The 21,982-nt window shown below is 64.6% G+C and carries 18 protein-coding genes and 1 other RNA gene; 13 read left to right on the top strand and 6 right to left on the bottom strand.

The window, feature by feature from the left end; all coding sequences use genetic code 11:
• The first annotated feature begins 69 nt into the window (after positions 1–69).
• The 3 genes from C516_RS0110240 (at position 70) to C516_RS0110250 (ending at position 6,605) form a co-directional block, all read left to right on the top strand.
• Positions 70–279, top strand: a complete 210-nt coding sequence (locus C516_RS0110240; RefSeq protein WP_018718293.1) for a type II toxin-antitoxin system antitoxin — start codon at positions 70–72, stop codon at positions 277–279.
• Between the two features lie 98 nt (positions 280–377).
• Positions 378–3,440 carry a DNA methyltransferase gene (locus C516_RS0110245; RefSeq protein WP_018718294.1) on the top strand — a complete coding sequence of 1,021 codons (3,063 nt, stop codon included), beginning with the start codon at positions 378–380 and terminating at the stop codon, positions 3,438–3,440.
• Between the two features lie 3 nt (positions 3,441–3,443).
• Positions 3,444–6,605: a DEAD/DEAH box helicase family protein gene (locus C516_RS0110250; protein WP_026321098.1), complete on the top strand. Its 3,162-nt coding sequence runs from the start codon at positions 3,444–3,446 to the stop codon at positions 6,603–6,605.
• 624 nt (positions 6,606–7,229) lie between these two features.
• Here the strand turns inward: C516_RS0110250 and C516_RS0110255 are convergent.
• From C516_RS0110255 to smpB, 3 genes are all read right to left on the bottom strand, one after another.
• Complete coding sequence (locus C516_RS0110255; protein WP_018718296.1) at positions 7,230–8,447, bottom strand: tyrosine-type recombinase/integrase; 1,218 nt, start codon at positions 8,445–8,447, stop codon at positions 7,230–7,232.
• A 162-nt stretch (positions 8,448–8,609) separates the two neighbouring features.
• Positions 8,610–8,968, bottom strand: a transfer-messenger RNA (tmRNA) gene (ssrA, locus tag C516_RS20835).
• A gap of 58 nt (positions 8,969–9,026) precedes the next feature.
• Complete coding sequence (gene smpB / locus C516_RS0110260) at positions 9,027–9,515, bottom strand: SsrA-binding protein SmpB (protein ID WP_018718297.1); 489 nt, start codon at positions 9,513–9,515, stop codon at positions 9,027–9,029.
• A 101-nt stretch (positions 9,516–9,616) separates the two neighbouring features.
• Here smpB and C516_RS19280 point away from each other — a divergent pair, with 101 nt between their 5' ends.
• From C516_RS19280 to C516_RS0110275, 3 genes are read left to right on the top strand one after another with little or no spacing between them, the layout of a single operon-like run.
• On the top strand, positions 9,617–10,969 hold the full coding sequence (locus C516_RS19280; RefSeq protein ID WP_169509142.1) for a sodium-dependent transporter: 1,353 nt from the start codon (positions 9,617–9,619) through the stop codon (positions 10,967–10,969).
• A 19-nt stretch (positions 10,970–10,988) separates the two neighbouring features.
• Positions 10,989–11,426 (top strand): type II toxin-antitoxin system RatA family toxin, encoded by a 438-nt coding sequence (locus C516_RS0110270; RefSeq protein WP_018718299.1) that lies wholly within the window; start codon positions 10,989–10,991, stop codon positions 11,424–11,426.
• On the top strand, positions 11,413–11,718 hold the full coding sequence (locus C516_RS0110275; protein WP_018718300.1) for an RnfH family protein: 306 nt from the start codon (positions 11,413–11,415) through the stop codon (positions 11,716–11,718). The genes C516_RS0110270 and C516_RS0110275 overlap by 14 nt, the downstream gene beginning before the upstream one ends.
• Positions 11,719–11,724: 6 nt before the next feature.
• Here C516_RS0110275 and C516_RS19285 read toward each other — a convergent pair whose 3' ends face one another.
• Complete coding sequence (locus tag C516_RS19285; protein ID WP_169509143.1) at positions 11,725–12,084, bottom strand: outer membrane protein assembly factor BamE; 360 nt, start codon at positions 12,082–12,084, stop codon at positions 11,725–11,727.
• A gap of 86 nt (positions 12,085–12,170) precedes the next feature.
• Between C516_RS19285 and fur the strand changes: the two genes are divergently transcribed.
• On the top strand, positions 12,171–12,596 hold the full coding sequence (fur, locus tag C516_RS0110285; RefSeq protein ID WP_018718302.1) for a ferric iron uptake transcriptional regulator: 426 nt from the start codon (positions 12,171–12,173) through the stop codon (positions 12,594–12,596).
• An 80-nt stretch (positions 12,597–12,676) separates the two neighbouring features.
• On the opposite strand, the gene recN is transcribed toward fur, so the two are convergent.
• A complete protein-coding gene (gene recN, locus C516_RS0110290) occupies positions 12,677–14,341 on the bottom strand; it encodes a DNA repair protein RecN (protein ID WP_018718303.1) in 1,665 nt (554 codons plus the stop codon).
• Between the two features lie 55 nt (positions 14,342–14,396).
• A complete protein-coding gene (locus tag C516_RS0110295; RefSeq protein ID WP_018718304.1) occupies positions 14,397–15,278 on the bottom strand; it encodes an NAD(+) kinase in 882 nt (293 codons plus the stop codon).
• Positions 15,279–15,458: 180 nt separating this feature from the next.
• On the opposite strand from C516_RS0110295, the gene hrcA reads away from it, so the two are divergent.
• From hrcA to C516_RS0110325, 6 genes are all read left to right on the top strand, one after another.
• Positions 15,459–16,514: a heat-inducible transcriptional repressor HrcA gene (gene hrcA, locus C516_RS0110300; RefSeq protein ID WP_018718305.1), complete on the top strand. Its 1,056-nt coding sequence runs from the start codon at positions 15,459–15,461 to the stop codon at positions 16,512–16,514.
• A 96-nt stretch (positions 16,515–16,610) separates the two neighbouring features.
• Positions 16,611–17,234: a nucleotide exchange factor GrpE gene (grpE, locus tag C516_RS0110305; RefSeq protein WP_018718306.1), complete on the top strand. Its 624-nt coding sequence runs from the start codon at positions 16,611–16,613 to the stop codon at positions 17,232–17,234.
• Positions 17,235–17,329: 95 nt separating this feature from the next.
• Positions 17,330–19,273: a molecular chaperone DnaK gene (gene dnaK / locus C516_RS0110310; protein ID WP_018718307.1), complete on the top strand. Its 1,944-nt coding sequence runs from the start codon at positions 17,330–17,332 to the stop codon at positions 19,271–19,273.
• A 161-nt stretch (positions 19,274–19,434) separates the two neighbouring features.
• Positions 19,435–20,571, top strand: a complete 1,137-nt coding sequence (dnaJ, locus tag C516_RS0110315; protein ID WP_018718308.1) for a molecular chaperone DnaJ — start codon at positions 19,435–19,437, stop codon at positions 20,569–20,571.
• Between the two features lie 21 nt (positions 20,572–20,592).
• The gene (gene dapB, locus C516_RS0110320; protein ID WP_018718309.1) at positions 20,593–21,399 is read left to right on the top strand and encodes a 4-hydroxy-tetrahydrodipicolinate reductase; all 807 of its coding nucleotides are present in this window, start codon (positions 20,593–20,595) and stop codon (positions 21,397–21,399) included.
• Positions 21,400–21,579: 180 nt separating this feature from the next.
• Entirely contained in the window at positions 21,580–21,777 is a 198-nt protein-coding gene (locus C516_RS0110325) for a hypothetical protein (RefSeq protein WP_018718310.1), read from the top strand.
• Positions 21,778–21,982: the final 205 nt, after the last annotated feature.

A 21,982-nucleotide genomic window follows, 5' to 3' on the forward strand; every position in this document is an offset into this window, starting at 1 on the left:
TCTCCTTGGATTATACGGGACGATGCAGTACATTACAGTACATTTGCAGCCACCCTGCGAAGGACCCCGATGGCCACCACCAAGACCGCGACCGTGACCTTCCGCATTGACCCAGCTGTGAAGGAGGCGCTTCGTACCGCTGCCACCCGCGAGCATCGCTCTATCGCCAACATGGTGGAGGTGCTGATCCGGGATTATTGCGACAAGAACAACATCTCCATCGAGGAGGGAGAGACCGTCGCCGGCCTCCCTCCTTCCCGTGGCCGAAAAGGCAAGTAGCCGCCGGCCATGTCGATGAGCAAGGTTGCTACGCCCCGAATCGGATCAGGCCGTAACCCAAACCCGGACATGAATCTTAGAGAGTGGAACCCGTGCCGATGACAAATCGAGAAAAATTTCAAGCACTGTTGCGCGAGCTTTTCCAGTTCGACTGTGCGGACCTGGACTTCGGCATCTACCGCATCATGAATTACAAGCGGGACGTGATCGAGAAGTTCATCTCGACCGACCTGCCCGAGCTGATTGGTGAAGACCTGAACCGTAATGCCTTGGCCGACCAATCACAAGCCGCAGCGGAGCTTGCTGAAACCGCCGAACAGATTACCGAAACGCTGGGCAAGGAGGCCCTGGATGCCGATGGCAATCTCGCCGAGTCTTATCACGGTACTCCGCTGGGGAAGAAGTACCTGAGCTTGCAGGCGAAGGCAACCGGTGGCCGTGGGCGCGAGGCCCTGGAGGCCACCATCTTCAACCATCTGTACACTTTCTTTAGCCGTTATTACCAGGACGGCGACTTCATCTCCAAGCGCCGCTACTCTAAGCGGCAGAAGTACGCCATCCCGTACAACGGTGAGGAAGTCTATCTTCACTGGGCCAACCACGACCAGTACTACGTCAAGACCGCCGAACATTTCCACGATTACACCTTCACGTCACAAGGCGTGACCGTGCAATTCAAGCTTACTGCCGCCAACGTCGAGCAGAACAATGTCAAGGGTGAGAAACGGCTTTTCCTGCCCCGCGTCAAGGAGCTCGACTGGCGGGAGAAGGCAAACGAGCTGATCATTCCCTTCGAGTACCGGCCGCTGACCGAGCAGGAGAAGGTGACCTACGGGAAGAAGAACCAGCAGGACAAGCTCATAGCGGAGGCCTCTGAGGCCATTCCAAGGAACCTGAAAAAAGCGGATAAGGCCCTCGCCGCCGTTATCGCGGAGCGTCGCAAGGACGGCGATAACCAGCCGGTGACGTTCCTGGAGCATCACCTGCGGCAATACACGCGCAAGAACACTTCCGACTTTTTCATCCACAAGGACTTGAAGGGGTTTCTCTCGCGTGAGCTGGACTTCTACCTGAAGAATGAAGTGCTGAACCTGGACGAGATGGAAGCCGCTGGCGAGGGCCGCTCCGAAGGCTGGTTTCAGGTCCTGCGGGTGATCAAGGCTGTCGGCAGCCGAATCAGCGACTTCCTCGATCAAATCGAGTCCTTCCAGAAGATGCTGTGGGAGAAACGGAAGTTCATCACTGAGACGCAGTACTGCATCACCGTCGGCACCATCGACGAGAGCTTCTATCCCGAGATCGCTGAGTGCGATGCTCAATGGGACGAGTGGAGGGAGCTGTTCCACATTGACGAGGAGCAGACCGACCTGTTTACAAGTGGTAAGAGCAAGGCAGAGCGCCGGGTGGCGTTCCTGAAGGCACATCCGACGCTCTTGATCGACACCTCCCACTTCGCCCCGAGGGTTGTCGATGCCCTTCTCGCCAGTTTCGGTGACCTCGAGGAAATGACGGATGGCGAGCTCTTTCACAGCGAGAACTGGCAAGCCCTAAATTTACTTTCTGAACTGTACTCCGAGGGAGTTAGCTGCATCTACATCGATCCGCCGTTCAACTCCCCTTCCACCCGCATTCTATACAAAAATGACTATCTTCATTCCAGTTGGCTCGCATTAATGAGCAACAGAATCGATTTGTCCCGCCGCTTTCTCGCCGACGGGGTATATGTTGTTGCTATCGACGAGAATGAACAGGAGCGACTGGGATTATTGATCAGGAGTGGCTGGCTGGGAGCCTACGAGATTGTCTGTGTCGCCGTGCGACATAATCCCCGTGGGATACAGGGTGCGAATTTCTCGCACTGTCATGAATATGCCTACTTCATGTATCCCTCAGATTCCGAACGCTACATTGGAGAGCGCAAGCTCGATGAAGTGGATGTACGGAACTTACGCGACAGTGGCCTAGAATCCGATCGTACTGACGCTCGGAACTGCTTCTATCCCATCATCGTGAAGGACGAGGAGATTGTGGGGTTTGGGGATGTTCCGCCTGATGAATACCATCCCGCCGGTGTTAATGAAAGAGACGACGGGGGCCTTATTCGGGTCTGGCCGATCGACACAAGTGGTAACGAGAAGAAGTGGCGATATGCAAGGCAATCTGTCGAACGTATTCTTCCGAAACTGCAAGTGCGGGAAACCCGTGGGAAGCATGAAATATACTTCGCCAAAGATACGGGGACTGTGCGGACACTATGGGATGACGCTCAGTTCGACGCATCTGAGTACGGAACCAAGCTACTCCAACACATTTTTGGCAGAAAGGACTTGGACTTCTCGTATCCGAAGTCTTTGTATACGCTGATCGAAACTCTGCGCGTATCGCTTCGCCCGTCGCCACGCTCTACTGTCTTGGATTATTTCGGTGGTTCGGGGACGACCGCTCATGCAACTATCGGTCTGAATCGGGAGGATGGCGGTAATCGCAAGTTCATCCTCGTTGAAATGGGAGACTACTTTCAAACCGTTCTGTTGCCTCGCATCAAGAAGATTGCATTTGCACCAGAATGGAAGGATGGGAAGCCAGCGCGTAGTGCAACGGCGGAAGAAGCCGAGCGTGGCCCTCGAATCATTAAGTATTGTCGTGTCGAGAGTTTTGAGGACACGTTGAACAACATCGCCTTCGACGAGGCGTTCGATCAGGGCACTCTACAGTTTGAGGATTACCTGCTCAAGTACATGCTCAAGTGGGAGACACGGACGAGCGAAACGCTCCTGAACATCGAGAAGCTCGCCAAGCCCTTCAGCTACAAGCTCACCCTGGCCAAGGGCGACGAGACTATCGACAAGACAGTCGATATACCCGAGACGTTCAATTACCTGCTCGGCCTGCATGTCAGCACACGCAAAGTGTACGACGATGATGGGCGTCGATACCTGGTCTATCACGGCCGCATTGACCATCGACGCATCGCGGTGATCTGGCGTGAGACCGAGGGCTGGCAAAAGAAGGATCTGGAACGCGACAAGAAATTCGTCGTTGAGCAGAAGCTCGCCGAGGGTGTGGATGAAGTGTTCGTCAATGGCGACTCGTTCATTCCCAACGCCAAGGCCCTTGAGCCGGTGTTCAAGGCCCGGATGTTCGCGCCGGTGGAGGCGTAATCCATGCCCGGAGCACGAAACGGCAAACCGGAGTACGTGAAGCTGGAGCAACGGCTGGTTCTGTTGACCTGGCTGAACAGCCTGTTCGGCTATGACAGCAACCGTGATCTTTTGGCTGACCTGCGCGAGGCGGGCGAGGGTTTTGACGCTAGCGGTCGCAGTTACGTGTACCACCGGCTCATCGCGCGCGGCGACAAGGTGAAAATCACCCCCGCAGACTTGGCACGCTACGACGACAACATTCGCGAGCATCTTGAAGCGATGAACGCGCGTCGGCCGGAGCGGATCACGTTGCGGTACTTCCAGCACCTGGCATTGCTGTACACGGAAGTTTTCCTCGATGGCTATTTCAATCATCCGGGGAAGCTCCTGCGGTGGCTGAACGGCTTCGTGGCGAAGCGCAATGCCTCCAAGAGTGCTGGGGAAGCAAAGGACGCCAAGTTCAGTGAGACCGACCTGAAGAAGCTGGCTTACTGGATGGCCACCGGCAGTGGCAAGACGCTGATCATGCATATCAACTATCGGCAGTTCCTGCGATACAACAACTTGCCGCTGGACAATATCCTGCTGATCACGCCGAACGCGGGCCTGAGCGAGCAGCACATCGAGGAGATGACGGCTTCCAATATTCCCTGCCGCCGGTTTGATCTGAATGAAAGCGGCCTTGGGATTTCCGAGCCCGATGCCGTGCGCGTCATCGAGATCACGAAGCTGGTGGAAGAGAAGCGCGGCGGTGGACAGAGCGTGCCGGTCGAGGCCTTCGAGGGCAACAACCTGATCTTCGTCGATGAAGGCCACAAGGGTTCGGGCGGCGAGGCGTGGCGCAGCTTTCGCGACGCGCTGGGGCAGACCGGATTTACCTTCGAGTACAGCGCGACCTTCGGTCAGGCCCTGACGGCGGCTCGGAACGACAAGCTGACCGAGGAGTACGGTAAGGGCATCGTATTCGACTACTCCTACCGGTACTTCCACGGCGACGGATATGGGAAGGACTTCCGTATCCTCAACCTGAAGGAAGAAGCGGCCGAGGACAAAACCGAGACGCTGCTGTTGGGCAACCTGCTGTCGTTCTACGAGCAGCAGCGGGTTTTCGAGGAAGGCGGCGCGGACTTGCGGCCTTACAACCTGGAAAAGCCGCTCTGGGTGTTCGTCGGCAGCAGCGTGAATGCTGTCTACACCGAGAACAAGCAAAAACGCAGCGACGTGCTGACCGTGGCCCGCTTCCTGCATCACCTGCTGGAGAACAAACAAGGCTGGGCGGTCAAGGCGATCAAGCGGCTACTTGGCGGGAAGACCGGGCTGGTGGACCCGGACGGGCAAGACATTTTTGCCGAGAAGTTCCAGTACCTGAAGGATGCTCGTATCGACGCGGAGACGGCCTACCAGGAGCTGCTGGAAAAAGTCCTGCACGCGCCTACCGGCGGCGGCCTGCATTTGTGCGACCTGCGGGGCAGCCCCGGCGAGCTGGGGCTCAAGGCCAGTGGAGGGGACGAATATTTCGGTCTGATCTACATCGGCGATACCAGCGCCTTTAAGAAGCTGGTGGAGGCGGATGATGCTGGCATCACAGTCGAGGAGGATGCCATTGCCAATTCGCTCTTTGAGGGCATCAACGAGCCGGAGACGAGCGTCGAAATATTGATTGGCGCGAAGAAGTTCATGGAGGGGTGGAACTCCTGGCGCGTCTCCAATATGGGGTTACTCAACATTGGCCGGAAGGAAGGCTCGGAAATTATCCAGCTCTTCGGACGTGGCGTGCGACTACGGGGCAAGGACTTCACGCTGAAGCGAAGCTCCGCGCTCGACGGCAGCCACCCTGAGCATCTGCCGGTGCTGGAGACGCTCAACATCTTTGCCGTCCGCGCCAATTACATGTCCCAGTTCCGGGAGTACCTGGAGAAAGAGGGCGTCGAGACAGAAGGCGATGTCGAGCTATCACTGCCGATCCGTACGAACGATGACTTTCTAGGCCAAGGTCTGGTCGTACCGCGCATCCCGGACGACCGAAGCTTCGCCGACGAAGCCGACGTGCTTCTGGATGTCGATCCGGCGATTCGTGTGCGCGTCGATATGTCACTCAAGGTGCAGACGTTCGAAAGTGGGGCGGACGGCTTTACCGCAACCGCGGTGAAGGCCGGTCGCGAGAGGGCCATTCCCGACGCGAGTCTGGGACTTGTGGACTGGGAGCGCGTCTACCTGGAGCTCTTGGAGTACAAGGAGCGGAAAGGCATGCACAACCTGGCCATCCGCCCCGATTTGCCGCGGGCGATCTTTGATAAGAAGGAGCCATCCCGCCTTTATAGCGTTGTTGCTGATGACACCGTCGTTAAGCCGGACTCCTTCGCCGGAACCGCATTCCTTCACGAAGCCGTCCTGACGGTCCTGCGGAAGTACACGGACAAGTTCTATCGCATGCAGCAAGAGCGATGGGATTCGGAGAATATGGTCTACAAGGCGCTGGGTGTCGAGGACTCGAACTTCCAGGACTACATCGTCAAGGTCTCCAGAGGTGAAGCGACTCTCATCGGCGCCATTCAGAAGCTGATCGACGAAGCCGATAGCATCTACCGCCAGGATTTGACCGACTTGCCGACGATCCACTTCGACCGTCACCTGTATCAGCCGCTGTTGATCGAGCGAGGCGATAAGGTGCGAAGCGATCCGCCGGGGCTCAAAGAGAGCGAGCGGCAGTTTGTCGGTGATCTGCGTGCTTACTGCCGCGCGGAACGGGACGGCGCACTGGCAGATGCCGAAGTGTACCTGCTACGTAATCTGAGCCGAGGCAAGGGGATCGGCTTCTTCGAGACGCGAGGCTTCTACCCCGACTTTATCCTCTGGATCAAGACTGCCCATCAGCAACGCATCGTATTCGTGGAGCCCCACGGGATGGTGCACGCCGAAGCCTATCAGCACGACGAGAAGGCGCGATTACATGAATCGCTCCCGGAACTGGCCAAGGCCATGTGCAAGCGGACGAAGATGACCGATGTCGTCCTGGATTCGTTCATTGTTTCCGCGACACCGTACGACGATCTGCGCACCAGGTATGACGACGGAAGCTGGGATCGGGATAAGTTCGCGTCGGCTCATATTCTGTTTCCGATACGGGACAGCGAGTACGACTACATCAGACGAATCGTCAAAGGATGCTCGAAGGATAGTTGACCGACAGAGAGCGTGCCGAAGCGTGGCAGATGCTCCCGGACCGCCCGTCACGCCGCTTGCATGCTACGCGGGCAAGCGCCGCGCCGGGCTGCGCCGTGCCAGCGTCGGGGCCGCCAGACTGCCTCCGCAAGCTCCGGCAGCCTGGCTCCGCGGCTTCGTTCGACGCCTGGCCCCTCCGTTACCGCCCGCGCTCCGCCACGGCGCCCTTCGCCCCGGAAAGCGGGGCCAAGGGCTTGCGGCTCCGCAGCGGGCTACGCCGTGCCGGAATCGGGCACCGCCGGCTGCTGCGCAACCGGCTCGGTGGCTTCGGCCGGGTTGGGTTCCCTTCGTTGCCGCTTGCGCGGGGCCACTGGCAGGCTCGGCTGTCGCCCAGCCTGCCGCGCCCCCGCACGGCGTTGCGCCTTCCCGCCCACCATTGTTTCAGGCTCCGGTAAGACTCGGTGCCGCCTGCCCAACCAGGGTCGGTGTCGGCAACTGAACATAATGCTTGGAATTATGCGCAGCACAAAAGGCGTGCTGTTCGCTTCGCCGCATAATTTGCATTATGTGTAAGTTGCCTCCGCCTGTTTTTGATCCCCCGCCCGCCAACCCGTCCGCCCCCAAGGGGCTCCCTGGTGGCTTCGCTCAGGCGCTTTGGTTAATCGGGATGACTACGGCGCCGGCTTTCAGCTTGTCGAGATAATCCGCCCATTCCTGCATCATCTTGCGCCGTTCCGGCAGGTGGGCCGTGCGGTTGTAGGCGCGGCCGTTGGGGTCGCGCACGGCGTGGGCGAGCTGGTGCTCGATGAAGTCGGGCCGGAAGCCCAGTACTTCATCCAGGATGGTGCGCGCCATCGCCCGGAAGCCGTGGCCGCTCATTTCTTCCTTGCTGATCCCCATGCGCCGCATGGCGGCGAGGATGGCGTTGTCGCTCATAGGCTTGTCGCCCTTGGGGTTTCGGGCGCTGGGGAAAACATACCGGCCATTGCCTGTGAGAGGATGCAGCTCGCGGAGGATGTCCACGGCCTGGCGGGAGAGGGGAACGATATGCGGCGTGTTGGTCTTCTTGACCGTATAGCGCCATTCCGCCGCTTCCAGATCGATGTCGTCCCATTCGGCATGGCGCAGTTCGCCGGGGCGGACGAATACCAGCGGCGCCAGGCGCAGGGCGCAACGCACGGGGAGGGTGCCTTCATACCCATCCAAGGCGCGCAACACCTCGGACACTTTCTTGGGCTCCGTGACGGAGGCGAAATGCGTTCCCTTGACCGGCGGTAACGCGCCGCGCAGATCGCCGGAGGGGTCACGTTCGGCCCGGCCGGTCGCCACGGCATAGCGGAACACCTGGCCGCAATTGCCCAGGGCACGATGCGCCGTCTCCAGGGCGCCGCGCTGTTCAATGCGCCGGATCACTTCCAGCAGTTGCGGGGCGGTGATGTCGGCAATGGGTTTACCGCCGAGCCAGGGGAAGATGTCGCGCTCCAGGCGGCGGATGATCCGATCGCCGTGATTGGCCGACCAGTTGGGGGAGTGCTTGGCGTACCATTCGCGGGCGACCGCCTCAAAGCTATTCGCCGCCCGCTCCACCTTCGCGGCCCTGGTGGCCTTGCGGTTCTCGCTGGGGTCGATGTCATTGGCCAGAAGCTTACGCGCCTCGTCCCGCCGGTCGCGGGCATCCTTCAGGGATACATCGGGATAGACACCCAGGGAGAGCCGCTTTTCCTTGCCCCCATATCGGTACTTCAGCCGCCACCACTTGCCCCCGCTGGGGGCAACTTCCAGATACAGCCCGCCACCGTCAAAGAGCTTCCGGGCCTTATCGCCGGGTTTGGCGTTACGGATCGCGGTATCGGTCAGCGACATGGGGCAACTCCCTGCGGGGGCAGTTCACTTGCCCCGAATGTTGCCCCCAGTCGCCCCCGGATGTCAACGAATCCTGTTGCCCCTTGCTGGACGACGTGGAAAAGAAAAAGCCCGCTGTTACGCGGGCTTGAGGACTTCGTTGGATGGTTCTGGATGTTGAAATGGTGGAGGCGGCGGGAATCGAACCCGCGTCCGCGGGACCTCCGCCCCAGGGTCTACATGCTTAGATCCGTCTATTATTTTTAGCCAGCTGCCACCCGACGGACAGGGTGTGCAGTCGGCGATCCCGTCAAGGTTTCGCGCAACGGATCCGGGCGGTCCGAGGCGCTATCCCGTGTGCTATGCCGGTCGAACATCGGCCACGGGAGACCGGATGCCGACCGCTCGCGGTTATTTAGGCCGCGAGGGCGTAGTTGTCGTCGTTGGCAACTATCTTTGCTGCCACATGTTTTACGAGGTTGAGTGACGTCCTCGGCATGCACCTGAGGTTTTGCGACCCGCGTCGAAGCCAAGTCGCCCCCTGTTCATCAGATATGACAGTCTAGGGCATAGCGGAGTTCCGCGCGAGCCCCGATATCGTCACACGTTGTGCTTGAGGATGCGTGCGCGGTCGCGCTGCCAGTCGCGCTCCTTCTTGTCCGCGCGTTTGTCGTGCTGCTTCTTGCCCTTGGCGAGGCCGATCGTCAGCTTGGCGTTGCCCCGCTTCCAGTGCAGGTCCAGTGGCACGACGGTGTAGCCCTTCTGCTCCGTGGCGCCGATGAGCCGGTCGATCTCGCGGCGGTGCAGCAGCAGCTTGCGCGTGCGGATCGGGTCCGGGTGGATGTGTGTCGACGCCGTGGGCAGGGGCGGGAAGTTCGCCCCGATGAGCCACGCCTCGTCATTCTTCAGCAGGACGTACCCCTCCGTGAGGTTGGCCCGACCCTGGCGGAGGCTCTTGACCTCCCAGCCTTCCAGGGCGATGCCCGCCTCCATGGTGTCCTCGATGAAGAACTCGTGCCGTGCCTTGCGGTTGACCGCGATGAGGTTGTCGGCACCCGTGGACTTTTTCTTGCCTGCTTTCTTGCTCACGTTGCCATTCTAATCGTCCGCCCGGGCTGCGCCAACGCCCGTGCTTGCCGGGGCGGCGGACAGTGCCGACAATGTTGGCTGGTCCGAGTCGGGAGGACGCGGTGGCAACAGGGTTTACACGGCCGGCGAGCGGGCGCGGGGTGACGCTGCTCCTCGTCGGTGCCACCGTCGGGCTGGGCAATATCTGGCGTTTCCCCTGGCTGGTGGGTGAGTACGGGGGCGGCGCGTTCCTGCTGCTGTATCTGCTCTGCCTCGCCGGCCTCGGCCTGCCGCTGATGATCGCGGAGCTGGTGATCGGAGAACGCGCCGGCGTGGCCGCACCGCGGGGGCTCGGGCGCCTGGCGATACGCGAGGGCCATTCACCGGCCTGGGGCGCGATCGGCGTTGCCTCGGTGGCGGCGGGCGTGGTGCTGCTGCCGGTCTACGGTATCGTCGGCGGCTGGTCGCTGGCCTACATCTTCCGCGCCGCGGGCGGGAGCTTCGAGGGCCTGGACGCCCTGGCCGCCGCGCGGCTGTTCCGCGCGCTGGTCCACGACGGCGAGGCCCTGCTGGGCTGGTACACCCTGTTCATCGGTGCCGCGGTGCTGGTCGCGGGGCGGGACGTGCGCTACGGCATCGAGGTGGCGGCGCGCTGGTTCGTGCCCCTGCTCGCGGTGCTGCTCGGCGCGCTGGTGGCAGTGCAGTGGGACTCGCCCGGGCTGCCGGCGGCGCTGGCGTTCCTGTTCGTGCCGGACTGGGGGGCGGTCACGGTGGAGGCGGTACTTGCCGCGCTGGGGCACGCCTTCTTCACGCTGAGCCTGGGGGCCGGGGTGATGATCGCCTTCGGTGCGTACTGCCGGGGCGGGGTGATCGTCCCGGCGGTGGCGACGGTGGTGATGGACACGCTGTTCGCGGTGCTCGCGGGCCTCGCGGTCCTGCCGGCGCTGTTCAACGGCGGGTTGTCGGCGAGCGGCGGTGCCGGGCTGGCGTTCCAGACGCTGCCGGTGGTCTTCGGCGGCATGAGCGGTGGCGATTACCTCGGCGTGCTGTTCTTTGCGGCGCTGAGCCTGGCGGCGTGGACGTCCACCTGCGCGCTCATGGAGCCGGCGGTGGCATGGCTGAGCGCCTCGCCGCGGCGCGATCGGCCGATGGCGGCGGCGATGGTGGGTGTCGTCGTCTGGATACTGGGCCTGGTGCCGTTGCTCACCCTGGGGATGCCGGGGCGCTGGCAGCTGCCGGTGGCCGGCGGCATGGGGCTGTTCGACGCGCTCAACCGTGGCGTGGCGGTGGTGGTGCTGCCGTTGGTGGGGCTCGGTGTGGCGCTCTACGCCGGCTGGGTGCTGTCGCCCGAGAGCGTGCGGATCGCGTTGCGTCGCGGTGCGGCGGCGCCGGTGTGGCGTTTTTTGGTAAGGTTTGTGGCGCCCGCGGCGCTGGTGGTTATCGGCGTGGAGGCCAGCGGGCTCCGGGTCGGCTGAATCAGTACAGGGGAGGACAATGACGACGGTCTCGCGCTCCGCGATGGTCCCGTATTCCGCACAGGCGATGTTCGAACTGGTGGACGATGTCAACGCCTACCAGCGATTTCTCCCGTGGGTGAAGTCGAGCCGCGAGCTCTATCGCGACGAGGATACGGTCGAGGCCACGCTGGTCTTCTCCAAGGGGGGCTTCGAGAAGTCCTTTACCACCCGTAACCGGCGCCAGCCGGGCAAGATGATCGAGCTGCGCCTGGTCGAGGGGCCGTTCCGTCACCTGCAGGGCTACTGGCAGTTCCGCGACCTCGACGAGAACGCCTGCCGGGTCTCGCTGGAGCTGGAGTTCGAGTTCTCTTCGCGGTTGCTCGGCATGGCCTTCGGGCGGGTGTTCACCCAGGTCGCCAACACGCTGGTGGACTCCTTCGTCCAGCGGGCCCGCGAGGTCTATGGCGGGGAGTGAGGGCGCGGCCGCGGGGCAGTTGCATGTCGAGGTCGCCTATGCCCGGCCCGACGTGCAGGTGCTGATCCCGGTGTCGCTGCCGTCTCCGGTGACGGCGGGGGAGGCCATCGAGGCCTCCGGGATCCGTGGGCGCTTTCCCGAGATCGACCTTGCGCGCCAGACGGTGGGGGTGTTCGCCACGCCGGTGGCACTGGATCACGTGCTACACGACGGCGACCGGGTGGAGATTTACCGGGCGCTGCAGGTGGACCCAAAGGAGATGCGGCGCCGGCGGGCCGGCGCGCGGCGCTGACCGGGCTCAGTCCCCGCTGTAAAGCGGGTTGCCGGACTCGATATAGGCGCCTTTGGCACGGGCGAGGCCATTGTCATCGAAGTACAGCGTCAGCCGCTCGTGGCTTCGCTCGTCGAATTCATCGCCCCGCGGTACATAGGAATAGATGTAGTCCCAGCGGTCGGCATGGAAGGGATCGTCGATGCTGGGCGTGCCCATGAGGAACCGGACCTGCTCGCGGCTCATCCCGGGGCGCAGCTGGGCGACGTCCTCCTTGGCGATCACCGTTCCCTGCTGGAGATCCGGCTTGTAGACGATCGGCAGGTCGCTGACGCTGCAGCCGCCAAGCAGCAAGGCGCTAATGTATACTATTGGCAATACGCGCACGGTTGCCGTCCTCAATCTCAGGCAGTGACGAGCGCGCATCATAACTCAGCCACCGCCACATTGACACGAGCGCAACGGGAGGCGTTTTGGAGTCCAAAGACTTGCGCAAGGCCGGACTCAAGGTGACCCTGCCGCGGGTGAAGATCCTCGAGATCCTCGAGGGCAACCGCGAGGAGCACCTCTCCGCCGAGGACGTCTACCGGCATCTCATGAATGCCGGTGCCGACATCGGACTGGCGACCGTGTATCGCGTGCTCACGCAGTTCGAGGCGGCAGGCATCGTCAAGCGGCACAACTTCGAGGGCAATCAGGCGGTTTTCGAGCTGGACGAGGGCAGTCACCACGACCACATGGTCTGCGTCGAGTGCGGCCAGATCCAGGAGTTCGTCGACGAGACCATCGAGGAACGCCAGAAGGCGGTCGCCCGTGACCACGACTTCGAGCTTACCGACCACTCCCTGATCCTCTACGGCCGTTGCACGCAGTGCCGGGGCCAGGGGACGCAGGCCTAGCAGATTTCTTCGCGGCAGGGCGTTCACCGTGGTGAACGGTCTGCCGTCCCCGGCAAGGATCCCGCTCCGGGTGCGGGTGCTCAGGCGCTCGCGCGCTGGAGCATCTCGCGGGCGTGGTTGAGCGTGTTCTCGGTAATTTCCACGCCGCCGAGCATCCGCGCGATCTCTCGGGTGCGCTCCTCGGGCTCGAGTACGGCGATATGGGTGCGCGTGCGCCCGTCGTCCATGTCCTTTTGCACCTGCAACTGATGATGCGCCTGGGCCGCCACCTGGGGCAGATGGGTGATGCACAGCACCTGCGCACCGGTGCCGAGTTCCCGGAGCTTGCGACCCACGACCTCCGCCACGGCGCCGCCGAGGCCGGTGTCCGCCTCGTCGAAGACCATCGTGGGGATGCGGCTGACGTCCGCTGTCGCTACCGCCAGCGCCAGGCCGATACGCGAGAGCTCGCCGCCGGAGGCCACCCGCTGTAGCGGGCCGAAGGGCTGATCCGGGTTGGTGCGCACGGTGAAGGCGATCTCATCCAGGCCGTGAGGGGACGGCGTGGCGTCGGCTTCGTGGTTCACGTCCACCACCATCTCCGCGGCGGCCATGCCGAGCTCGCCGATCAGGTCGTTGATGCGCCCGGCCAGCGTCTCCGCGGCGTCACGCCGGTGACCGGAGAGCGTGGTGGCGGCGTCACGGTAGGCCGCGTCGGCCTCGGCGAGCTCGCGGTCCAGCTCGGCGAGCCGGGTCTCGGCGTTCTCCAGCCCGGTGAGCTCCTCGCGCAGGGCCTCCAGGCGCTCCGGGAGCTCCTCCGTGCGCACGCGGTGCTTGCGGGCGAGATCGGTGAGGGTGGAGAGCCGCTGCTCGACCCATTCCAGGCGCTCCGGGTCCACTTCCAGGCCGTCGAGGAAGTGGCGCAGCTCCTGGCAGCCCTCCTCGAGCTGGACCTGGGCGTTGGCGAGCAGCTCGTGGGCGCCCTCCAGGCCCGGGTCGTTCAGCGAGGCGAGCTCGCGGGTGACCCCGCCGAGCTGGCCCTGGATGGCGTTGTCGTCGTCATAGAGTGCGGCGAGGGCGGACTGGCAGGTCTCGATGAGGGTGCCCGCGGAGGCGAGCCGGCGCTGTTCGGCGTCCAGGGCGGTGATGTCCTCGGCGGTGGTCACCACCGCCTCCAGCTCCTCGACCTGGAAGCGCAGCAGCTCCAGGCGGTCGCCGTAGTCCTCGCCGCCACCCTCGAGACGGCGCTTCTCGTCGCGCAGGGCGCGCCAGTGACGGTGGGCCTCGCGCACGGCCTCCAGGGCCTCCGTGTAGCCGCCGAAGTCGTCCAGGATCTGGCGCTGGACCTCGCGGCGCATCAGGGACTGGTGGGCGTGCTGGCCGTGGATGTCGACCAGGTGGCGGCCCAGGCGTTCGAGCTGTTGCAGGGGCACGGGCCGGCCGTTGAGCCAGGCCTGGGAGCGGCCGCTGCGGTGGAGGACGCGGCGGAGCATACACTCGTCGTCCTCGGCCATGTCCTGCTCATCGAGCCACGCCCTGGCCGCCGGGTTGTCGGCGACGTCGAACTGGACGTTGATCTCGGTGCGGTCTGCGCCTTCGGGGATGAGCCCGCTGCCGGCCCGGTCTCCCAGGCACAGGCCCAGGGCGTCGAGGAGGATGGACTTGCCGGCGCCGGTCTCGCCGGTGAGCGCGGTCATGCCGCCGTCAAGCTCGATGTCCGCGCGGTCGACGATGGTGAAGTTGCGGATGTGGATGTGGCGTAGCATGCGCCTCCCGTCCTGATCCCTGCGCGTGCGGTCGCGACGCAGCCCACAGGGTACATCAAACCGGGTGACCGTCACCCCAGCGCAGCTTCGCCCGCAGGATGTCGAAGTACTGGTAGCCCGGGGGGTGGAGGAGGTGCACCGGGGCGTCGTGGCGCCGGACGTGGACGCTCGCACCGGGCACCGGCTCCAGGTTCTTCTGGCTGTCGCAGCTCAGCCGGATCTGCGCCATCTGGTCGCCGGGCATGCGGATCTCGATATGCGAGCCGGCGCTGATGACCAGCGGGCGGTTCGAGAGGGTGTGCGGGCAGATGGGAACCAGCGCCATGGCGTCCACGTCCGGGTGGAGGATGGGGCCGCCGCCGGACATGGCGTAGGCCGTGGAACCCGTGGGCGTGGAGATGATCAGCCCGTCGGAGCGGTACTGGTTGCACAGCTGGCCGTCGATCCAGGTCTCGAACTCGATCATCCGTGCCGTGTGCCACTTGTGCAGGACCACGTCGTTGAGCGCGATCCCGGCATCGAGCACGCGGCCCTCGCCGTCGCGGAGTTCTGCGGAGAGCATCATGCGGTCGTCCGCGGTGTACTGCCCCTCCAGGACCTTGTCGATCTCGGCGAAATCGCCGGGGGAGACGTCCACCAGGAAACCCAGGCGCCCGCGGTTGACCCCAAGGATCGGCACCTCCGAGCCGGCGACCGTGTGCGCTGCGGTCAGCAGGGTACCGTCCCCGCCGATGGCGACGAGCAGGTCCACCCGCTCGGCGAGGGGCGTCGCGCCCGTGCGCTCGCAGTCGCCGGCGACGTGGTCGGGGACGGTCCGGCCGTCGACGATCACGGTGCAGCCGCGGCCGCGGAGGTGGTCGGCGATGCGCTGGATGGTGTCGGTCACCGCGGCGTCGTCGGGCTTGCCGGTGAGTCCGATGGTGCTGAATACCTGCATGGGAGGCCTGTCGCGTGGATTGGCGCGACCGTAGCATGATCACGGGGACGGGCCAATGTGCGGCGACGGGCGCGTTGACAGCCCGTGCGGGCGTTGATAGCTTCGCTTAGCACTCTCGGTCCGGGAGTGCCAACTCATGACCTCACTCGATTTTCCCCTGGCGGGGTCGAACGGAAGCGCATGGTCGGTCGGACGGGAGAAACGCAGCTCAATCCCCGCGCCCAGCGCCTGCTGAAGGCGCTCGTGGAGCTCTATATCCGCAGCGGCCAGCCGGTGGGCTCGCGTACGCTCACGCGTCAGTCGGGCCTCGACGTGAGCCCGGCTACGGTGCGCAACGTCATGGCCGACCTGGAGGAGGCGGGGTTCATCTGCTCGCCGCACACCTCCGCCGGCCGGGTGCCCACCGACCTCGGCTACCGCTTCTTCGTGGACTCGCTGCTCACGGTCCAGCCCATGGACGCTTCCGACGTCCGCCAGCTCAGCATCCAGCTCGAGCGCGACGGCGGCACCACCGAGCTCGTGGACAAGGCCTCGACGCTGCTCTCCGGGCTGACCCGGCTGGCCGGCGTGGTCACGCTGCCCCGGCGCAACGGCGGGACCCTCCGGCACGTGGAGTTCCTGCCGCTCTCGGAACGCCGGGTACTCGCCATCCTCGTGCTCAACGACCACGACGTCCAGAACCGCGTGATCCACACCGAGCGCGAGTACTCCGCGGCCGAGCTCCAGCGCCTGAGCAATTATCTCAGCGCCGAGTATGCCGGCCGCGAGATCGGCTCCGTGCGCGAGCTGCTCCTCGAGCAGATGAAGGCGGACCGCGAGCAGATGAACTCGCTGATGACCTCCGTCATCGACGTGGCGCAGCGGCTGTTCGCCGACGAGCAGGGCGAGGACGAGGACTACGTCATCGCCGGCGAGACCAACCTGATGACCTTCGCCGAGCTCTCGGACGTGGACAAGCTCAAGGAGCTGTTCGACGCGTTCGAGCGCAAGCGCGACATCCTGCACCTGCTCGACCGCTGCCTGTGCGCGGACGGCGTGCAGATCTTCATCGGCGAGGAGTCGGGCTACGAGATCTTCGACGGCGTGAGCCTGGTGACCTCCAGCTACCGCGCCGAGGGCGAGGTCCTGGGGGTGCTCGGCGTGATCGGGCCGACACGGATGGACTACGACCGGGTGATCCCGATCGTCGATGTGACCGCGCGTCTGCTCGGTCACGCCTTGAATCCCAATTCCTGAACCCCAGCATAGGTCCCGGAGCGGGCCGTAAACGCGCGGCCTGTCGGTATCGGGATCCTATCGTGACAGTACAGTCGTCCTGAACGGAGACACCATATGACAGAGGAAGAGCGCAACGAGTCCCAGGCGTCCACGTCCGCCGAGGCCGTAAGCGAGACGGATGCCGGGGCCCGGCCCGAGGGCGAAGGCGGGGGCGGCTCGACGGACGAGGTCGAGGCCCTGCGGACCCAGCTCGAGGAGGCGCAGGCGAAGGCCGAGGAGAACTGGAACCAGCTCCTGCGCGTGCGTGCCGAGATGGAGAACGTCCGGCGGCGTGCCGAGCGCGACGTCGAGCAGGCACGGCGCTACGGGGTGGAGAAGTTCGCCGGCGAGCTGCTCGCCGTGCGCGACAGCCTCGAGATGGGCGTCAACGCGGCCCAGGAAGAGGGCGCGGACGTGGAGAAGCTGCGCGAGGGCTCCGAGCTGACCCTGCGCATGCTCCAGCAGGCCATGGAGAAGTTCGACATCCAGGCGCTGGACCCGACCGGCGAGAAGTTCGACCCGTCGCGCCACGAGGCCATGGCGGCGCAGGAGTCGGCGGAGCACGAGCCCAACACGGTGCTGCAGGTCGTGCAGAAGGGCTATCTGCTCGGCGACCGCCTGCTTCGGCCGGCGATGGTGATCGTTTCGCGAGCGGCCTCCGGCGGTGGTCAGGGCGACCAGGTCGACGAGCAGGCTTGAAACACGACACTACGACCTCACTTAAGGGCGTAGACCGAAAGCAGACCGCTCCCGGGTGCCGGGGGTGACAGGAATCCGGAAGGAGTTGTTGCATTATGGGTAAGATCATCGGCATCGATCTGGGGACCACGAACTCGTGCGTCGCCGTCATGGAGGGGGGGCAGACCCGGGTCATCGAAAACGCAGAGGGCGAGCGCACCACGCCGTCCACCGTTGCGTTCGCCGAGGACGGCGAGGTCCTCGTCGGCGCCGCCGCCAAGCGTCAGGCGGTGACCAATCCCGAGAACACTGTCTACGCGGCCAAGCGCTTGATCGGCCGGCGTTTCGAGGAGGACGTCGTCCAGCGTGACGTCCGCGAGATGCCGTACAACATCGTCAAGGCGGACAACGGCGACGCGTGGGTCGAGGTCCGTGACAAGAAGATGGCGCCGCCGGAGATCTCCGCGCGCGTGCTCCAGAAGATGAAGAAGACCGCCGAGGACTACCTGGGCGAAGAGGTCACCGAGGCGGTGATCACCGTACCGGCGTACTTCAACGACTCCCAGCGCCAGGCCACCAAGGACGCGGGCAAGATCGCCGGCCTCGAGGTCAAGCGCATCATCAACGAGCCCACCGCGGCGGCGCTGGCCTATGGCATGGACAAGAAGGGTGGTGACCGCAAGATCGCCGTCTACGACCTCGGTGGCGGTACCTTCGACATCTCCATCATCGAGATCGCCGAGGTCGAGGGCGAGCACCAGTTCGAGGTGCTTTCCACCAACGGCGACACCTTCCTCGGCGGCGAGGACTTCGACCGCGCGATCATCGATTACCTGATCGCCGAGTTCAAGAAGGACCAGGGCATCGACCTGGGCGGCGACCGGCTGGCGATGCAGCGCCTCAAGGAAGCCTCGGAGAAGGCGAAGATCGAGCTGTCCGCGAGCCAGCAGACGGAGATCAATCTCCCCTACATCACCGCGGACCAGACCGGGCCGAAGCACCTCAACCTGAAGCTGACCCGGGCGAAGCTCGAGTCGCTGGTCGAGGACATCGTCGAGCGTACCCTCGAGCCCTGCAAGACCGCGCTCAAGGACGCGGGCCAGTCCGCCTCCGACATCGACGACGTGATCCTCGTCGGCGGCCAGACGCGCATGCCCAAGGTCCAGGAGGCCGTGAAGGGCTTCTTCGGCAAGGACGCGCGCAAGGACGTCAACCCGGACGAGGCCGTCGCCATCGGTGCGGCGATCCAGGGCGGCGTGCTCGGCGGCGACGTCAAGGACGTGCTGCTGCTCGACGTCACCCCGCTGTCGCTCGGCATCGAGACCCTCGGCGGCGTGATGACCAAGCTCATCGAGAAGAACACCACCATCCCGACCAAGGCGAATCAGGTGTTCTCCACCGCCGAGGACAACCAGAACGCCGTGACGGTCCACGTCCTCCAGGGCGAGCGCGAGATGGCGAAGGACAACAAGTCCCTCGGCAAGTTCGACCTTCAGGACATCCCGCCGGCGCCCCGGGGTGTGCCGCAGATCGAGGTCACCTTCGACATCGACGCCAACGGCATCCTCAACGTCTCGGCCAAGGACAAGGGCACCGGCAAGGAGCAGTCCATCGTCATCAAGGCCTCCAGCGGCCTGAACGAGGACGAGATCGATCGCATGGTGCAGGACGCCGAGCAGCACGCCGAGGAGGACAAGAAGGCGCGCGAGCTCGTCGAGGCCCGCAATCAGGCCGACAATCTCATCCACGCGGCCCGCAAGTCCGTGAAGGACCTGGGCGAGAAGGTGACCGAGGATGAGAAGAACGAGGTCGAGAACGCGATCTCCGAGCTCGAGGAGGCCATGAAGGGCAGCGACAAGGAGGCGATCGAGTCCAAGACCCAGGCCCTGTCCGAGGTCTCCGGCAAGCTCGCCGAGCGGCTCTACCAGAACGAGGGCGAGCAGGGCGGCGAGACCGCCGGCGGCGAGCAGGCCTCTTCCGGCGGCCAGGGCACCTCGTCCAGTCAGGACGACGTGGTCGACGCCGAGTTCGAGGAGGTCAAGGACGACGAGCGCAAGTGATCCGGCACGGGGGTGCCCGGCGCCCCCGGCGGTTCCCACGGGCGCAGGATGTGGCCGGCATCCTGCGCCTTTTCGTTCGCGGCGTGGGGTGAGCGAGCCCTAACCGGTATACTCCCCGCCGGAGAGTGACCAGACACGAACGGCCTGAGTGCAACGCAACCATGTCGAAACGCGACTACTACGAGCTCCTGGGCGTCTCGCGCAACGCCTCGGACGGCGACATCAAGAAGGCGTATCGCCGCATGGCGATGAAGTATCACCCGGACCGCAATCCGGGTGACGAGGACGCGGAGGCACGTTTCAAGGAGGTCCAGGAGGCCTACGAGGTCCTCGGCGACTCCCAGAAACGCGCCGCCTATGACCAGTTCGGCCACGCCGGCGTGGATCCGAACGCCGGTATGGGCGGCGGCTTCGGTGGTGGCGGGGGCGCCAGCTTTTCGGATATCTTCTCCGACGTCTTCGGCGACATCTTCGGCGGTGGCGGAGGCGGCGGCAGCCGCATGTTCCGCGGCGCCGACCTGCGCTACACCCTGGAGCTGGACCTCGAGGACGCGGTTTTCGGCACCGAGACGGAGATCGAGGTGCCCACCCTCACCGACTGCGAGACCTGCAGCGGTAGCGGCTCCGCGCCGGGAACCCGGCCCGAGACCTGCCCGACCTGTAACGGTCACGGCGATGTCCGTGTCCAGCAGGGTTTCTTCTCCATTCAGCAGACCTGCCCGCGCTGCCGCGGTGCCGGCAAGGTGATCACCGATCCCTGCAAGAGCTGCGGCGGCAAGGGGCGCGTGCAGGAGACCAAGACCCTGTCCGTTCGCATCCCCGCCGGGGTCGACAGCGGCGACCGCATCCGCCTCAACGGCGAGGGCGAGCCCGGCGAGAACGGCGGTCCGCCCGGGGATCTCTACGTCCAGGTGGCGGTCAAGCCGCACCCGATCTTCAAGCGCGACGGCTCGGACCTGCGCTGCGACATCCCCGTCGCCATGCCCACGGCCGCACTGGGTGGTGAGCTCGAGGTGCCCACCCTGGATGGCCGCGTGAACCTGCGCGTGCCCGCCGGCACCCAGTCTGGCAAGGTGTTCCGGATCCGTGGCAAGGGTGTGAAGCCCGTGCGCGGCGGCCCCGCGGGTGATCTGCTGGTGCGGGTCAATGTCGAGACCCCCGTGAACCTCACCGCCCGTCAGCGCGAGTTGCTCGAGGAGCTCGCCGAGACCCTGGAGCACGGCGGCGAGAAGCACAATCCGCGCGGGAGTTCTTGGGTCGACTCGGTGAAGTCCTTCTTCGAGAACATGCGTTTCTAGTGCCGGACCGGAGGCAATGGCATGACACGGATCGGTATCGTCGGCGCCGCCGGGCGCATGGGCCGGAACCTGATTCAGGCCACGATCGACCGCGAGGACCTCACCCTGGCTGCGGCGGTGGACCGGCCCGGCGGCAGCCTGATAGGTGCCGACGCGGGTGAGCTCATCGGCGCGGGTAGCCTCGGCGTGGCCATCGGTGACGATCTCGCTGCGATGGCGGACCACTTCGACGTCCTCATCGACTTCACCCTGCCCGAGGCGACCGACGCCAACCTCGCGATCTGCCGCCAGCGCGGCCGTGCGCTGGTGATCGGCACCACAGGGCACTCGGAGGAGCAGCGCGGGCGCATTCGCGAGATCGCGGGGGAGATCCCGGTGGTGTTCGCGGCGAACTACAGCGCCGGCGTCACCCTGTGCCTGCGCCTCGTCGACATGGCGGCGCGGGCGCTCGGCGACGACTTCGACACCGAGGTCATCGAGGCCCACCACCGCCACAAGGTGGATGCCCCATCGGGCACCGCGCTGCGCCTGGGCGAGGTGCTCGCCAGGGCGTTGGACCGGGACCTGGACGAGTGCGCCGTCTACGGCCGCCAGGGCCACACGGGGGAGCGGGCCGCCCGCACGATCGGCTTCGAGACCATCCGCGGCGGAGACATCGTCGGCGAGCACACGGTGATGTTCGCCGGTATCGGCGAGCGCGTCGAGATCGCCCACCGCGCCTCCAGCCGGATGACCTTCGCCAGGGGCGCCGTGCGCGCGGCGCAGTGGGTCGCGACACGCGGGCCCGGCCTCTACGACATGGAGGATGTGCTCGGACTGCGCGGCTAGCGCGCCGGTTCCTTCAGGCCGGGCGTCAGGCCCGGCCACTACCCGCCTTATTTGTGCTCTATAAGCACATCTGATTGTCCTCTATGTCTCAATGTTCCCTGTCCACATGCCGGTAAACACTTGTTAGTCTTGACTCATCGGGACTTTTATGAATTTTCGGCACTTAACGAGGCATTGAGCATGCAACAGCAACCGCAGCACCGCCCGCCTACCCCGGCGAGCGGCTATTACTTCGCCGAGGCCGAGCCGGAGCAGGACAGGGCGGTATCGTACAGCCTCACCGCCGCTCATGGCTGGGAGTTCCTCATCGACAACCACGTACGTGAGCAGGATACCGGCGCGGAGGTGGTGCACGCCGCCGTGCTGGGTGAGAACTGACGCCCAACGTCCGTGCTCGTCTCCCGTGTGACCCCGGCCGGTTTAGCCCCCCGGCCGGGGTTTTTTGTTGCACTCCCCGGCAACACCACCGGCGCGACCGCCGGCAGGGGCCGCAGGCCCGGCGCGGGAGGGGGCGTCGCGGCAATCCGGGACGCGCTATCCGTCTGGCCTGCGCCATTGTGCCCGGGGCATCGGGAGCACTCCG

It is taken from the genome of Arhodomonas aquaeolei DSM 8974 (assembly GCF_000374645.1).
In the GTDB taxonomy this organism is placed as follows: Bacteria; Pseudomonadota; Gammaproteobacteria; order Nitrococcales; family Nitrococcaceae; genus Arhodomonas; species Arhodomonas aquaeolei.